The sequence below is a fragment of the Microbacterium sp. A8/3-1 genome (assembly GCF_040267695.1).
In the GTDB taxonomy this organism is placed as follows: domain Bacteria; phylum Actinomycetota; class Actinomycetes; order Actinomycetales; family Microbacteriaceae; genus Microbacterium; species Microbacterium luteolum.
Window position 1 is genome coordinate 995,060 of record NZ_CP158357.1, and the last position, 14,848, is coordinate 1,009,907.

At 69.6% G+C, this 14,848-nt stretch carries 12 protein-coding genes and 1 pseudogene; 3 read left to right on the forward strand and 10 right to left on the reverse strand.

Annotated features, from left to right (window positions below):
- Positions 1–10: 10 nt before the first annotated feature.
- The 5 genes from ABS642_RS05005 to ABS642_RS05025 all read right to left on the reverse strand — a co-directional run bounded on the left by ABS642_RS05005 (position 11) and on the right by ABS642_RS05025 (position 5,887).
- On the reverse strand, positions 11–1,270 hold the full coding sequence (locus ABS642_RS05005) for an MFS transporter (protein WP_350352472.1): 1,260 nt from the start codon (positions 1,268–1,270) through the stop codon (positions 11–13).
- Positions 1,267–2,043 carry a fumarylacetoacetate hydrolase family protein gene (locus tag ABS642_RS05010; protein WP_350352473.1) on the reverse strand — a complete coding sequence of 259 codons (777 nt, stop codon included), beginning with the start codon at positions 2,041–2,043 and terminating at the stop codon, positions 1,267–1,269. The genes ABS642_RS05005 and ABS642_RS05010 overlap by 4 nt, the downstream gene beginning before the upstream one ends.
- 28 nt (positions 2,044–2,071) lie before the next feature.
- Positions 2,072–3,172 carry a branched-chain amino acid aminotransferase gene (locus ABS642_RS05015; protein ID WP_350352474.1) on the reverse strand — a complete coding sequence of 367 codons (1,101 nt, stop codon included), beginning with the start codon at positions 3,170–3,172 and terminating at the stop codon, positions 2,072–2,074.
- Positions 3,173–3,233: 61 nt separating this feature from the next.
- Positions 3,234–4,277 (reverse strand): 3-isopropylmalate dehydrogenase, encoded by a 1,044-nt coding sequence (locus ABS642_RS05020; RefSeq protein ID WP_350352475.1) that lies wholly within the window; start codon positions 4,275–4,277, stop codon positions 3,234–3,236.
- A 74-nt stretch (positions 4,278–4,351) separates the two neighbouring features.
- The gene (locus ABS642_RS05025) at positions 4,352–5,887 is read right to left on the reverse strand and encodes an MFS transporter (RefSeq protein ID WP_350352476.1); all 1,536 of its coding nucleotides are present in this window, start codon (positions 5,885–5,887) and stop codon (positions 4,352–4,354) included.
- A 63-nt stretch (positions 5,888–5,950) separates the two neighbouring features.
- Between ABS642_RS05025 and ABS642_RS05030 the strand changes: the two genes are divergently transcribed.
- Complete coding sequence (locus tag ABS642_RS05030) at positions 5,951–6,493, forward strand: TetR/AcrR family transcriptional regulator (protein WP_282217335.1); 543 nt, start codon at positions 5,951–5,953, stop codon at positions 6,491–6,493.
- A gap of 67 nt (positions 6,494–6,560) precedes the next feature.
- Here ABS642_RS05030 and serA read toward each other — a convergent pair.
- The 3 genes and pseudogenes from serA to ABS642_RS05045 form a co-directional block, all read right to left on the reverse strand.
- Positions 6,561–8,164, reverse strand: a pseudogene (serA, locus tag ABS642_RS05035) (phosphoglycerate dehydrogenase).
- 158 nt (positions 8,165–8,322) lie between these two features.
- Positions 8,323–8,655: a hypothetical protein gene (locus ABS642_RS05040; RefSeq protein ID WP_282217337.1), complete on the reverse strand. Its 333-nt coding sequence runs from the start codon at positions 8,653–8,655 to the stop codon at positions 8,323–8,325.
- A complete protein-coding gene (locus ABS642_RS05045; protein WP_350352477.1) occupies positions 8,652–9,116 on the reverse strand; it encodes a hypothetical protein in 465 nt (154 codons plus the stop codon). The genes ABS642_RS05040 and ABS642_RS05045 overlap by 4 nt, the downstream gene beginning before the upstream one ends.
- 80 nt (positions 9,117–9,196) lie before the next feature.
- Between ABS642_RS05045 and ABS642_RS05050 the strand changes: the two genes are divergently transcribed.
- Entirely contained in the window at positions 9,197–10,135 is a 939-nt protein-coding gene (locus ABS642_RS05050) for a hypothetical protein (protein WP_350352478.1), read from the forward strand.
- Positions 10,136–10,152: 17 nt separating this feature from the next.
- Here ABS642_RS05050 and ABS642_RS05055 read toward each other — a convergent pair whose 3' ends face one another.
- Positions 10,153–10,809 (reverse strand): GntR family transcriptional regulator, encoded by a 657-nt coding sequence (locus tag ABS642_RS05055; protein ID WP_350352479.1) that lies wholly within the window; start codon positions 10,807–10,809, stop codon positions 10,153–10,155.
- A 74-nt stretch (positions 10,810–10,883) separates the two neighbouring features.
- Between ABS642_RS05055 and ABS642_RS05060 the strand changes: the two genes are divergently transcribed.
- Complete coding sequence (locus ABS642_RS05060; RefSeq protein ID WP_350352480.1) at positions 10,884–13,718, forward strand: FAD-binding and (Fe-S)-binding domain-containing protein; 2,835 nt, start codon at positions 10,884–10,886, stop codon at positions 13,716–13,718.
- Between the two features lie 58 nt (positions 13,719–13,776).
- Here the strand turns inward: ABS642_RS05060 and ilvC are convergent, their stop codons facing one another.
- Entirely contained in the window at positions 13,777–14,805 is a 1,029-nt protein-coding gene (gene ilvC / locus ABS642_RS05065; protein WP_350352481.1) for an NADP-dependent ketol-acid reductoisomerase, read from the reverse strand.
- Positions 14,806–14,848: the final 43 nt, after the last annotated feature.

A 14,848-nucleotide genomic window follows, 5' to 3' on the forward strand; every position in this document is an offset into this window, starting at 1 on the left:
GCACAGGATCTCAGCGGGCCGGCGTCCGTCCGAGGGGCGAGAGCGCGACGATCGCCAGGACGAGGACGGATGCCGCGACCCCGAGCCCCGCGTACTGGAAGTTCGAGAGGACGACGCCGGCGAGCACGGAGCCGGCCGCGGCGGACAGACTCATGAGGGAGTCGCTGCGACCCTGCCGGCGCGTGCGGACCTCGGGCGCCGACGCCTCGGTGAGGAGCGCGGCACCGGCGACGGTCGCCGCGCTCCACCCGAGGCCGAGCAGGATCAGCGCCGCGATGACACCCCCCTGCTCCGTCCCCGTGAAGATCGCGAAGGCCAGGGCGCCGCCGAGCAGCACCTGCCCCAGCAGCACGACACGAAGCCTTCCCCAGCGGTCGGCCAGCACACCGAAGAGCGGCGACAGCGCGTACATGCCGCCGACATGCAGCGCGATCGTGATGCCCACGAGAGCGGACACATCCGCCGGAGTGGGCGCCATCCCATGCGCGCCGTGCGCCATGTGCGAGAGGTGCACGGGCGTCATCGCCATGACCGAAGCCATCACCACGTGCGATCCTGCGACGGCGAAGATCGCGTAGCGCGCCACGCGGGGGCGATCGGCGAAGGGTGTCCCGGTCGCCGCGGCCGCCGCCTTCGCGAGTCGCTGCGCCGCCAGCAGCGGGTCGGGTCGCAATGCGACGACGTACAGGATCAGCGCCGCGCACTGCGCGACGAAGGAGAACACGTAGGACCCGGTCTGCGGCGGCATCCCGATCGCCTGCCCGACGATCTCGCCCGGCCCCAGCAGCAGCGGCCCCGCCACTCCCCCGATGGTGGTCGACCACACGACGATCGAGAGGTCACGACCGCGATGCTGCGGTGCCGCGAGGTCGGTCGCCGCGAACCGCGACTGCAGGTTCCCGGCGTTGCCGGCGCCGATCATGAGGATCCCCGCCAGCAGCAGCGGGAACACCCGCAGCGATGCGGCCAGGATCACCACGGCGATGCCGACGAGAGCGAACAGGTTCCCGAGGGTGAGAGCGCGCCGTCGGCCGACCCGCGCGGCCAGTCGCGCCAGAGGGATGGCGCAGACCGCCGCGCCGAGGGTCACCGACGCGGTCGCGAGACCGGAGAGGGCATCGCTGCCCGAGATGTCCGCCGCGAGGAGCGCACCCAGAGAGACCGTCGCACCGAACGCGATGCCGCCGAGAACCTGCCCGAACGACAGCACGAGCACGGTGCGCCGCTGCACGGCGTTCTGCTCGGCCGCCGTCAGGGCGACACCGCTCATGAGGTCGCTGCGGCGTTGCGTGCGCTGTTGCGCAGGATCCCCAGACCCGTGATCTCGACCTCTACGACGTCGCCGGCACCGAACTCGCCCACGCCTGCCGGGGTGCCGGTCATGATGACGTCACCGGGAAGAAGCGTGAAGACGGCGGAGGCGTACTCGATGATCGCCGGGACCGAGTGGATCATGTCGGTGAGCGGAGCCTGCTGGCGCACCTCGCCGTTGACGCGGGTCTCGATGCTCGCGGATGCCGGATCGAAGTCCGTCTCGATGACCGGACCGAGCGGGCAGAACGTGTCGAACCCCTTGGCACGCGACCACTGGCCGTCCTTGCGCTGCAGATCCCGCGCGGTCACGTCGTTGCCGATCGTGTAGCCGAGCACATAGTCGAGCGCGTTCTCGGCCTTCACGTTCTTCGCGATCTTGCCGATCACGACCACGAGCTCGCCCTCGTACTCGGTGCGCTCGGACAGGGTCGGACGCACGATCGCGTCACCGGGGCCGATCACCGCGGTGTTCGGCTTGAGGAAGAGGAGCGGCTCCTCTGGTGCCACTCCCCCCATCTCGGCGGCGTGATCGTGATAGTTCTTGCCGACGCAGACGACCTTGGACCGCGGGATCACCGGGGCGAGGAGCGCGGCATCCGCCAGCGGCACGCGCGCACCCGTCGTCTCGTATCCCGAGAACATCGGGTCTCCGGCGAGCACGACGAGGTCGGTCCCGTCGATGATCCCGTACATGATGGCGTCGTCGTGGCTGAACCGGGCGATCTTCATGGTTCCAGCCTAGCGAGCGCGCCCGCTCTCAGGCGTCGAGGCGGAGCAGCCAGCCGTGCCGATCCTCGCGGCGGCCGTACTGGATGTCGGTGAGCTCTTCGCGCAGCGACAGCGCCAGCTCGCCCAGCGGCTGCGGCTCGTCGAAGCCGTCGCCGACCAGCGCGCCGATGGGAGTCACGACCGCGGCCGTGCCGCACGCGAACACCTCGACGATGTCGCCCGATGCCACGCCCTCGCGCCACTCGTCGATCGAGATCGGACGCTTCTCCACCGTGTACCCGCGGTCCTCCGCGAGCTGCAGCAGCGAGTCGCGCGTGATGCCCTCGAGGATGCTGTCGGACTCGGGCGTGACCACGCGACCGTCCTTGAAGACGAACACGACGTTCATGCCGCCGAGCTCCTCGACGTTGCGGTGCTCGTTCAGGAACACGACCTGATCGCAGCCCTTCGCACTGGCCTCGCTCTGCGCCAGCAGGCTCGACGCGTAGTTGCCACCCGTCTTCGCCTTGCCGGTGCCGCCCTTACCCGCGCGGGCGTAGTCCTCGGACAGCCAGATGCGCACGGGCTTCACGCCGCCGGAGAAGTAGGCGCCGGCGGGGCTCGCGATCACGTAGTACGCGACCTTCTGCGCAGCCCGGACGCCGAGGAAGGCCTCCTTGGCGAACATGAACGGCCGCAGGTACAGGCTCTGGTCGGCGCCCGACGGCACCCAGTGCCCGTCGACCGCGACGAGTTCGCGCAGCGACTGGATGAAGTACTCGGTCGGCAGCTCCGGCAGCGCGAGGCGCCGGGCGCTGGCCTGCATCCGCGCCGCGTTGCGGTCGGGGCGGAACGTGTGGATCGATCCGTCCTCGTGGCGGTAGGCCTTGATGCCCTCGAAGATCTCCTGGGCGTAGTGCAGGACGGATGCCGCGGGGTCGAGCGGAATGGGTCCATACGGCTGCACGCGCGGCCGGTGCCAGCCGCCCTTGGCCGACCAGCAGATGTCGACCATGTGATCGGTGAAGACGACGCCGAACCCCGGGTTCTCGTGCACCTCGGCCACTCGTCCGGGCGAGGCTGCGGTCAGGTTCTTCGTCACCGCGAACTCCAGTGGAGCCACGGTCGACTCAGCATCGATGGTCGTCATGTCGTCATCCATTCCTCGTGGGTGGGCGCATCGTCGCGCCCTCTCAGCCTACGCCTGAAGGTCAGAGGCGCGCGGCGATCGCGGAGCCGATCTCCGCCGTCGTGCGAGCCGCGCTGCGGGCGGCGATATCGGTCTCGACCGCTGCGCTGACGCGTGCGGATTCTTCGGCGAGACCGAGGTGATCGAGCAGCAGGGCGACAGAGAGGATCGCGGCCGTCGGGTCGGCCTTCTGCTGTCCTGCGATGTCCGGTGCCGAACCGTGCACGGGCTCGAACATCGAGGGGAAGGCACCGTCGGGGTTGATGTTCCCGGATGCCGCGAGGCCGATGCCGCCCGTGACGGCGCCGGCGAGATCGGTGAGGATGTCGCCGAACAGATTGTCGGTGACGATGACGTCGAACCGCGAAGGGTCTGTCACCAGGAAGATCGTCGCAGCGTCGACGTGCAGGTAGTCGACGGACACGTCGGGGTGGGCCGCAGCGACATCGTCGACGACGCGCTGCCAGATCGCGCCGGCGTGCACGAGCACGTTCGTCTTGTGCACCAGGGTGACCTTCTTGCGGCGCCGCTCGGCCAGATCGAAGGCGTAGCGCACGACGCGCTCGACACCGAAAGCCGTGTTCACCGAGGTCTCATTGGCGACCTCCTGCGGCGTGCCCTTGCGGATCGCGCCGCCGTTGCCGACGTACGGGCCCTCGGTGCCTTCGCGGACGACGACGAAGTCGATCTCGCCCGGGTTCGACAGCGGCCCGGGTGCGCCCGTGAAGAGCTTCGACGGCCGCAGGTTCACGTAGTGGTCGAGCGTGAAGCGGAGCTTGAGGAGCAGCCCTCGCTCGATGTTCGCGTCCTTGAGCCGCGGGTCTCCCGGCGTGCCGCCGACGGCGCCGAGGAGGATGGCGTCGTGCGCGGCGATGGCCGCGAGGTCGTCGTCGGTGAGCGTGTCGCCGGTCTCGAGGAAGCGCGCGGCCCCGAGCGAGAAGCGGGTCTTGTCGAAGACCACGTCGCTCTGCGCGGTGACCGCCTCGAGGACCTTCTCGGCCTCGGCGACGACCTCGGGACCGATACCGTCACCGGGGATGACGGCCAGCTTCACGACACGCGACATGACACTCCTTGCACCGGGATGAACCGGTCGCGCTCCTTCGCTCGTCGAGCAGACCGGTCATCCCAGCGTAGTGCTCAGTGCGAGGGGGCCTTGCGCAGTGTGACGGCCGCGATCGCGCCCGCCACGACGACGAGACCCGCGCCGATCAGGGACGTCACCATCACGCCGGAACCGAACGCCGCTGCGGCGGCGTTCCAGAGGGCATCTCCGAGCGTCGCCGGCAGTTCCCGCGCGGCGGTGTAGGCACCGGCGAGGGTCTCGCGCGCGGCGTGCGCCACCTCTGCGGGCAGCCCGTCCGGCAGCACGAGCGCTCCGCGATAGAAGGCCGTGATGATGCCGCCGAGGATCGCCGTGCCGAGCACGGCCCCGAGTTCGTAGGCCGTCTCGGACACCGCGCTCGCGGCTCCGGCCTTCTCGGCCGGGGCGCTCGACAGGATCAGCTCGTTCGAGATCGTCTCCGCGGCGCCGATGCCGATGCCGAGCACGACGAAGGCGATGATCAGCGGCGCGACGCCGTGCGCGTGCGTCGTGAACGCGACGATCAGGTAGCCGGCCACCGAGAACAGCAGGGCGCTCGGCACCAGCACATGCGGCGGGACGCGACGCGAGATCGGCACGACCGTGAGGCCGGCCACGATCATCGCCGCCATGCCGGGCACCAGCGCGACGCCGGCCAGCATCGGCGACAGGCCGAGCACCAGCTGCAGATGCTGGGAGACGAAGTAGAGGAATCCGACCAGGGCGACGACGCTGAGCAGGTTCACGAGGATGGCCCCCGAGAACGTCCCGCGCCGGAACAGCGCCATGTCGAGCATGGGCATGGTCGCACGGTTCTGCCGACGGACGAAAAGCACACCCATCGCGATGCCGAGAAGCGCCCATCCTCCGGCGACGAGCGACGGCCCGTCGACCGCCAGCGACTTGATCGCGTAGACGACGGGGATCATCGCGGCCATCGACAGCACGATGCTGACGGGGTCGATCCGACCCGGGTTCGGGTCGCGGCTCTCCGGGACCAGGAGAGGTCCGAGGATCAGCAGCGGGATGAGGACGGGCACCGCGATGAGGAAGACCGAGCCCCACGCGAAGTGCTCGAGCAGGAACCCGCCGACGATCGGCCCGAGCGCCGCACCGGCGGAGAACGCCGAGGCCCAGACCGCGATGGCCATGCGGCGCTGGTCGCGGTTCTGGAAGATCGAGCGCAGCAGCGAGAGGGTCGACGGCATGAGCATCGCGCCGAAGAAGCCGAGCAGCGCTCGCGCGGCGATCAGAAGTCCCGCGGTGGGCGCGAAGGCGGCCAGCGCCGAGACGGCGGCGAAGCCGACGGCACCGATCAGAAGCATGCGACGGCGGCCGAAGCGGTCGCCGAGGGTGCCCATCGTGACGAGGAGACCGGCGAGCACCAGAGGATAGACGTCGATGATCCACAGCTGCTCGGCACCGGAAGGCGCGAGCGCGATGGAGATCTCGGGGAGCGCGAAGCTCAGCACCGTGTTGTCCACCGAGACGAGCAGCACCGGCAGCATGAGGACGACGAGCGCCGCCCAGCCCCGGGCCCCGACGCGGGGAGCATCCGTCTCTGTCGTCGGGATCGACGCAGTACGGGTCATGGAACACCTCTCAGGATCTTGGCGGCCTCGTTAGTGAACCGTCCAGCTGGTATAGTAACAGATATGCCCCGACCTCCCCTCGCCCGCGAGAAGGTGCTCGACGCCTTCGAGTCCATCGTCATCGCCGACGGCGAGCGTGCGGCGACGCTCGACGCCACGGCCAGAGCCGCCGGCGTCTCCAAGGGCGGGTTGCTCTACCACTTCGGATCGAAGGAAGAGCTCGCAGCCGGCCTCCTGGAACGGCTCGACTCGCTGACCACCGCAGACCTCGAGGTCATGGCGACAGCCGCGGAGGGGCCGGTCGCCTACTACATCCGCACATCGGTGATGGAGGATGACGCGCTCGATCGCGCCCTGATCGCCGCGTCCCGTCTCGCTCAGGGCGGCTCGGTCGCCGCAGCGGAGGGCCTCCGCGACAACCGCCGCCGCTGGGAGGACGCGATCCGTCCGCATGTCCGCGACCGGACCAGCCTCGATCTCGTGATGCTGCTCAGCGACGGCCTCTACTTCAACAACTCGCTCGACGTGCACGGGCCCGAGCGTCTCGTCCCCCATGACGAGGAGCTCGCAGCACTGATCGCCCTCGTCCTGAAGACCACCTCGTAGGCACGGCGCCGCCGAACGTGAGAAGGGCGGAGAGGCTCTCGCCTCTCCGCCCTTCTCCTACCTGTGTTCAGACCTCGGTGATCTCGATCTGGCGGAACAGGTCGGCGTCGATGGCGGCGCTCACGTCTTCCAGCAGCTCCTCCGAGACCGGCGAGTCGAGCGTCAGGACGCTGAGCGCCTGCGCGCCGGCCGCCTGACGAGCGATCTGCATGCCGGCGATGTTGATGCCCGCCTCGCCGAACTTCTGGCCGTACACCGCGACGATGCCGGGACGGTCGGTGTAGAGCATGACGACGTGGTGCTTCTCGATCGGCAGCTCGAGCGTGTGGTCGTTGATCCCGACCAGCTTCTCGGCCTGCTTCGGGCCGGTGAGCGTTCCGGAGACCGAGAGCTGCGAGCCGTCGGAGAGCGCCCCCGTGAGGGTGATCACGTTGCGATACTCGTCGCTCACGTCGTCCTTGAGCAGACGCACCGCGATGCCGCGCTGCTCCGCGAGCAGCGGCGCGTTCACATAGGACACGGTCTCGCTCACGATGTTGGTGAAGACGCCCTTGAGCGCGGCGAGCTTGAGCACGCTCACGTCGTAGTCGTTGAGCTCGCCGTGCACCTCGACGTCGAGGCTGGTGAGCGGCGAGGTCGCGAGCGAGGCGAAGATCTGGCCGAGCTTCTCGACGAGCGAGATGCCGGGGCGGACGTAGGGGTCGATGACGCCGCCGGCGACGTTGACGGCATCCGGCACGAGGTCTCCGCCGAGCGCGAGGCGCACGGACTTCGCGACCGAGACGCCGGCCTTCTCCTGCGCTTCTTCCGTGCTCGCACCCAGGTGCGGGGTGACGACGACGTTCGGCAGGTCGAGCAGCGGTCGCGCCGAGCCCCCTCGGCGGGCGGCTCGGACGTGAAGACGTCGAGTCCGGCACCGGCGATCTCGCCGGCGACGAGCGCCTCGTGCAGCGCCTCCTCGTCGATCAGGCCGCCACGCGCGACGTTCACGACGAACGCGGTCGGCTTCATCGCGGCGAACTGCTCCGCGCCGATCATGCCGGTGGTCTCCGGCGTCTTCGGCATATGGATCGTGAGGAAGTCGGCCTCGGCGACGAGCTCGTCGAGCGAGAGCAGCTGCACGCCGAGCTGCTGCGCACGGGCGGAGGTGACGTAGGGGTCGTAGGCGACGACGCGCATGTCGAAGGCGGCGAGGCGCGCGGCGACGAGCGCCCCGATGCGGCCGAGGCCGACGATGCCCACAGTCTTCTCGAACAGCTCGGCCCCGGTGAAGGAGCTGCGCTTCCACTGTCCGGCGGCGAGCGACGCGTGCGCGGCCGGAATGCGGCGGGCGAGGCTGAGGATGTGCCCGACCGTGAGCTCGGCGGCCGAGACGATGTTCGAGGTGGGCGCGTTCACGACCATGACACCGGCTGCCGTCGCGGCCTTGATGTCGACGTTGTCGAGTCCGACGCCGGCACGGGCGACGACCTTCAGCTTCGGCGCGTGCGCCAGAGCCTCTTCGTCGATGCGGGTGGCCGAGCGGATGAGGACCGCGTCCGCCTCGGCCAGCGAGGCGAAGAGCGCCTCGCGGTCGGTGCCGTCGACGTCACGGACGTCGAAGTCGGGGCCCAGAGCCTCGATCGTGGCGGGAGAGAGCACTTCGGCGATGAGCACAACGGGCTTCGGCACAGAGAATCCTTCGGGGCAGCGCGACAGGCGGGAGGGGCCGATGCGCCGCACACCATGGGGGCGCGATCACCTCAACTGTACCCGAGCGGTCGCGGCGCTCCGTGCGTGTGACGGCCCGCGTCGGACCGCGCTCCGGCTTCGAACGCGGGAACAGACGCTCAGGCGCTGGGAAGGGTCAGGCTCAATGCGATCAGGCTCATCCAGAAGACGGCGACGATCCCGAGACCGGCCAGTAGCGCGAGAGCCAGCTCGCCCACGCGACGCCGCCGGCCGATGAGGAACGCGAACACGAAGACGATGACGGGGAACACCACCCCGAACAGCAGCGTGATCCAGCCCGTTCCGGTCAGACCGGTGCGCGCCATGTTGATCAGATGCGCGACCGCGTTCCAGACCGCGTAGGCGTAGAGGAGGCCGGCGAAGCCGAGGACGACTCCGACGAGCCAGCGCGGGGATCCGGCCGAAACGGGTGTGCTCTGCGCGTCGGTCATGATCCGATCACCCCCACCGTGACGAAGGGCCAGGGAACGAGGAGCACGACGCCGGCCAGCAGGAAGGCGATCCGGACCCAGGCCGCTCTCCCCCGTGTCAGCACCCAGGTCGCGAGGAACCAGAGCGCCGGGGCGGCGATGGCGAGCACGAACCACGGCAGGAACATCGCATCGTCGACCAGGAAGGAGGCGAGCGGCTTGAGCCGCAGTCCGCCGACGACCCACCCGATCGTGTAGAGCAGGTAGACGCCGCCTACGACACCCAGGACGAGGAGCATCGCGGTACTCAGCCCCGCGCGCTCCGTCTCCCCCGCCGGCGTGACGGATCCGTCATCCTCGATCCTACCGACGTCGGCGCTGCCCTTCCCGACGGCATTCCACCCCTGCGGCAGCGCCGGGTCTTTCGGGGTCCGCGCGTCGTCGCCGTCCCAGCTGAGGGCGTCGTCGGAATCGGAGGTCATGTCCCCAGAGTAGGACACGCGGTCCACTATGCTCGGGGGCATCGGGCCGCGGAGGCCTTCGGCAGGGGGAAAGGACCGCTGTGGCTGAGAAGAAGAAGGTCGATCGCGCGGAGCAGGCGCCGACGAATGCCAGCGCTGCGGAGCCGCCCGCGGGCTGGGTGCCGACGGCTGCCGCCAAGCAGAAGGCGACGACATTCCGCTGGATCGCCGCGGTCCTCTGGGCAGTCGCGATCGCCGGCGAGGCGGTCGGCATCTTCTGGCTCCTCCGTCAGCGCGTCTTCGTGGGTGAGGACGGCACGCTCGTGCGCGACCCCGACACCGGCCTCCTCCAGGAGCAGGGCGTCACGGCGCAGTTCCCGCAGTGGGCTTTCATCGCGCTCCTCGTGCTCCTCGTCGTCATCGCCGCACTGTCGATCACCGGCTCGTTGCTCTGGAAGAAGGCGAATCGCCTCGACCCTGCGCGCAAGTCCGAGACGGTCAGATTCTTCGTCCAGAACCAGCTCGGAGCGATCATCGCCATCGTGGCGTTCCTCCCGCTCATCATCCTGATCTTCCTGAACAAGGACATGGACAAGGGGCAGAAGACGACCGCGGGCATCGTCGGCATCGCTCTCGCGGCGCTCGCGGTCGTCCTGGGCATCGACTTCAACCCGCCGTCGGTCGAGCAGTACACCGCCGATCAGTCCGCGGTGATCCAGCTCCTCGGCCAGGACGAGGTCGTCTGGGTCGACGGCGGTGCCGTGTACCACGTCTGCGATCAGGTCTCCGCGATCCAGACGGGCAGCGAGATCCGCACCGGCACGACGGCCGAGGCCGTCGAGGCGGGCAAGATCCGCCTCACACTCCAGTTCGCCTCCGAGCTGCGCGCCTGCGACCTGGCCGTACCCGAGAACGCCGACGAGATCACCGAGGCGCTCCGCGCCATCCAGGCGGGCCAGGTCGACACGCTTCTGCCCGCGCCGGTCTGGGCGGATCCGGCCGATGCCCCGATCCAGGTCGAGGAGGCGCCGGCCGAGTGACGGCCGGCTGAGCGGCGTCAGTCGGCGTCGATCGCCTCGACCAGTCTCTCCTCGGCCGAGGAGAGATGCGCGGCGAGGAGATCGGCCGCACGATCGCCTTCGCCCGCGGCGACGGCTTCCAGCATCTCGGCGTGCTGCGCGGCGATCACCGCGGCGTCCAGCAGGCGCCGGCCCTGCACCTGGGCCATGCAGAGTCGTGCCTCGTCGAGGACGGTGCGATACATCCGCGCCGTCCGGTCGCTTCCGAGCGCGTCGATCAGAGCGGTGTGGAACCGCAGGTCGGGGTCGACGGTCGCGGCGTCGGGTCCGGGTGGCATCGCCAGGATCTCGGCGTTCGCCTCGAGAGCGGATGCCGGCACGGTGCGGGTGATCGCCAGCTCGCGGAGCGCGGCGCTCTCCAGTCGCGACCGCGTGCGGTAGACGTCGCGCACGGTCTCCGGATCGATCCCCATGACACGTGCCGAGCGGTGCGCCGTGCGGACCAGCAGACCGCTGGCGACCAGCTGCTCGATCGCCGCCTTCGCGCTGGGTCGGGCCACACCGAACGCCTCAGACACCGCGGCCTCGGTGAGCGGTGCACCGGAGCGGATCTCGCCGCTCAGGATGCGTCCACGGAGTCGGAGGGTGACGGCGTCGACCACGCCGACGATCCCCAGGGCAGCATCCGTCGTCATCCGAGCAGTCTATCCAGATCGCCCGAAGTCAGTACACTTGTCAGACAATCCTTCGAGCGGAGCAGAGGAGCACCGTGCCGACCACACTCGCAGAACCGCTGGACCCTGCCCTGCTCGGGTCGTCGACCGAGGTCCACTCCCGTTCGATCGACCGTTTCGCCCGGGCGCACGATGCCTCGCACTACCTCCTGATCCCCGACGCCGTCCTCTCCCCCGCGGATGCCGAGGGCGTCGCACGCGCGTTCGGCGCCGTACGCGCCGCGGGACGATCGATGACCTTCCGCTCCGGCGGCACCAGCCTCTCCGGACAGGGCGTGAGCGGCGACATCCTCGTGGACACCCGCAGCCACTTCCGCGACATCCTCGTCGAGGACGACGGCGCGACCGTCCGGGTGGGACCGGGAGCCACCGTCCGGCAGGTCAACACGCGCCTCGCGCGGTATCGCCGCAAGCTCGGCCCCGACCCCGCCAGCGAGATCGCGTGCACCATCGGCGGCGTCGTCGCCAACAACTCCAGCGGCATGGCGTGCGGCATCACCGAGAACTCGTACCAGACCATCGAGTCGATGCGGATCGTCCTCCCCAGCGGCACGATCCTCGACACCGGAGATCCGGAGGCCGAGGCCCTGCTCCGCGCCGCCGAGCCTGCGCTCGTCGACGGACTGCTGGCGCTGCGCGACCGACTCCTCGCCTCTCCCGAGCACGTCGCGTTCCTCCGGCAGCAGTTCTCGATGAAGAACACCATGGGATACGGACTCAACGCCCTCCTCGACTTCGATGACCCGGTGCGGATCCTCGAGCACCTCATCATCGGCTCGGAGGGCACCCTCGCCTTCGTCGCCGAGGCCAGTTTCCGGACGATCGAGGTGCGCCCCGCCGTCGCCACCGGACTGCTCGTGTTCGAGACGCTCTCGGCCGCGATGACGGCACTGCCCGCCCTCGCGGACCTCGGGCTCGCCACCATCGAGCTGCTGGATGCGGCATCGCTCCGCGTCGCGCAGGGCCTGAGCGACGTGCCGGCGACGATCGCGGAGATCGAGGTGCAGGGTCACGCCGCACTGCTCGTCGAGGTCCACTCCGACAGTGTGGACACACTCGTGCAGGCGAGCGCCACGGCGCAGGCGCACTTCGAATCGCTCCCGTTGGCCATCGCACCGCGCCTGACCACGGATGCCGCGGAGCGAGCTGCGCTCTGGCACGTCAGGAAGGGGCTCTACACCGCCGTCGCCGGCGCGCGCCCCTCCGGCACGACCGCGCTCCTGGAAGACATCGTCGTACCCGTCCCGCGCCTCCTCGCCACCTGCGAGCGGCTCATCGAGCTCTTCGCGGAGCACGGCTACGAAGGGTCCGTGATCTTCGGGCACGCGAAAGACGGGAACGTGCACTTCCTTCTCAACGAGCGCTTCGACGATCCCGAGAGCGTCGCCCGCTATCGCCGCTTCACCGATGACCTCGTCACCCTGGTGCTCTCGCAGCAGGGTTCCCTCAAGGCCGAGCACGGGACCGGCCGCATCATGGCCCCGTTCGTGCGGCGCCAGTACGGCGACGAGCTGACCGACATGATGTGGGAGATCAAGCGGCTGTTCGACCCCGACCTGATCCTCAACCCCGGCGTGGTGCTCTCCGATGACCCGGACTCGTACCTGGATGATCTCAAGCGGGTGCCGACCGTCGAGAGCGAGGTCGACCGCTGCGTCGAGTGCGGCTACTGCGAGCCGACGTGCCCGAGCAAGAGCATCACGCTCACGCCGCGGCAGCGCATCGTGATCCGCCGCGACATGGCCTGGGCCGAGGAGCAGGGCGACACCGCGCTGCTGCGGGACCTGCAGGCCGACTACGACTACGACGGCGTGCAGACCTGCGCGGTCGACGGCATGTGCGGCGTCGCCTGCCCCGTCGACATCAACACGGGCGATCTGGTCCGGCGCTTGCGCGCCGAGGAGTCGTCGAAGATCGAGGACACGGTCTGGGACGCGGCCGCCAAGGGCTGGGGCGCCGTCACACGCGTCGGCGGCACCGCCCTGACCTTCGCCTCCGCGATGCCCGCTCCCCTCGTGAAGGGCGTGACCCAGGTGGGGCGCGCCCTCCTCGGTGCCGACACCGTGCCGCTCTACGACGGCGGCCTCCCCCGCGGCGGCACGAAGGCTCCGGCGGCGCAGAACCCCGCCGACGCCCGAGCGGTCTTCTTCGGCGCGTGCATCGGCACGATGTTCGGGGCGGAGGGCCACGGCGAGGGCTCCCGCGATGCGGTCCGCGCTCTGCTCGACCGAGCCGGCATCGCCGTCGTCATCCCCGAGGACACCGGCGGCATGTGCTGCGGCACCCCCTGGAAGTCGAAGGGGCACCTCGCGGGCTACGACCGGATGACGGAGCGCGTGCTCTCGTCGCTGTGGGAGGCCAGCCGGCAGGGCGTGCTCCCGGTGGTGTGCGACGCGGCCTCCTGCACCGAGGGCCTGCACACGATGCTCGCGAAGTCCGTCGCCGAGTATCCGGAGTACGCGGGGCTCGTGATCGAGGATGCCACCACCTACATCGCCAGGGAGGTGCTCCCCCACCTCACCGTGGCCGCCAAGCTCGACAGCGTGGCAGTGCATCCGACCTGCTCGACGACCGCCCTGGGCGCGACCGGCGCACTCACCGAGATCGCGGCGGCCGTCGCCGCCGAGGTGTTCGTCCCCGAGGGATGGGGATGCTGCGCCTTCGCCGGAGACCGCGGCATGCTGCATCCTGAGCTCACGGCCAGCGCCACAGCCGTCGAGTCGGCCGAGATCCGCGCGGCGGATGCCGACCGCGGCGGATTCGATGCCTTCGTCTCTGCGAACCGCACCTGCGAGATCGGCATGACCCGCGCGACCGGACAGCCGTACCGCCACGTCGTCGAGGTGCTCGAAGAGCTCACCCGCGGCTGAGACGAAAGAACGGGCACCCCCGCGAAGGGGTGCCCGTTCTCTCTTGGATCAGATCAGATCAGCGCGCAGCGCTGCCGTCGACGTAGTCCTCGTCGGTCTGCTTCCACGCGAAGAGCGACCGCAGCTCCTTGCCGGTCACCTCGATCGGGTGCTGCTCCTCCTTGGCGCGCAGCGCCAGGAACTCCTCGGCGCCGTTGTCCTGGTCGTCGATGAAGCGCTTCGCGAAAGCACCGGACTGGATGTCGGCGAGGACACCCTGCATGCTCTCCTTGACGCGGGCGTCGATGACGCGCGGGCCGGAGACGTAGTCGCCGAACTCGGCCGTGTCGGAGATCGACCAGCGCTGCTTGGCGATGCCGCCCTCCCACATGAGGTCGACGATGAGCTTCAGCTCGTGCAGCACCTCGAAGTAGGCGATCTGCGGCTGGTAGCCCGCCTCGGTGAGGGTCTCGAAGCCGGCCTGGACGAGGTGGCTGACGCCACCGCAGAGCACGGCCTGCTCGCCGAAGAGATCGGTCTCGGTCTCCTCGGTGAAGGTCGTCTTGATGACGCCGGCGCGGGTGCCGCCGATGGCCTTCGCGTACGAGAGCGCCGTGTCCCAGGCGTGACCCGACGCGTCGCGCTCCACGGCGATGATGTCCGGGATGCCGCGGCCGGCGACGAACTCGCGACGGACCGTGTGCCCCGGCGCCTTCGGGGCGACGAGGATCACGTCGACGCCCTCGGGAGCGTCGATGTAGCCGAAGCGGATGTTGAAGCCGTGCGCGAACGCGAGGGTCTTGCCCGCGGTCAGGTTCGGCGCGATGGACTCGCTGTAGATGGTGCGCTGGTGCTGGTCCGGCGCGAGGATCATGATGAGGTCGGCCCACTCGGTCGCCTCGGCGACGGTCTTGACCGGGAAGCCGGCCTCCTCGGCCTTCGCGGCGGACTTGGAGCCCTCCTTGAGCGCGATGGCGACCTCGACACCCGAGTCGCGCAGGTTCTGCGCGTGGGCGTGACCCTGCGATCCGTAACCGACGATCGCGACCTTCTTGCCCTGGATCAGGGACAGGTCGGCGTCGGCGTCGTAGAAGATCTCGGTGCTCACGGTGTGTTTCTCCTTGTTCGTGGTTCTTGTAAGTGTGTGAAGT

Coding starts and splice junctions, on each gene's coding strand:
- ABS642_RS05015 (WP_350352474.1), bottom strand. CDS start 3,172: ATGACGACCATCGATGCTGAGTCGACCGTGGCTCCACTGGAGTTCGCG.
- ABS642_RS05040 (WP_282217337.1), bottom strand. CDS start 8,655: ATGACCGACGCGCAGAGCACACCCGTTTCGGCCGGATCCCCGCGCTGG.
- ABS642_RS05020 (WP_350352475.1), bottom strand. CDS start 4,277: ATGTCGCGTGTCGTGAAGCTGGCCGTCATCCCCGGTGACGGTATCGGT.
- ABS642_RS05025 (WP_350352476.1), bottom strand. CDS start 5,887: ATGACCCGTACTGCGTCGATCCCGACGACAGAGACGGATGCTCCCCGC.
- ABS642_RS05045 (WP_350352477.1), bottom strand. CDS start 9,116: ATGACCTCCGATTCCGACGACGCCCTCAGCTGGGACGGCGACGACGCG.
- ABS642_RS05030 (WP_282217335.1), top strand. CDS start 5,951: ATGCCCCGACCTCCCCTCGCCCGCGAGAAGGTGCTCGACGCCTTCGAG.
- ABS642_RS05055 (WP_350352479.1), bottom strand. CDS start 10,809: ATGACGACGGATGCTGCCCTGGGGATCGTCGGCGTGGTCGACGCCGTC.
- ABS642_RS05010 (WP_350352473.1), bottom strand. CDS start 2,043: ATGAAGATCGCCCGGTTCAGCCACGACGACGCCATCATGTACGGGATC.
- ABS642_RS05005 (WP_350352472.1), bottom strand. CDS start 1,270: ATGAGCGGTGTCGCCCTGACGGCGGCCGAGCAGAACGCCGTGCAGCGG.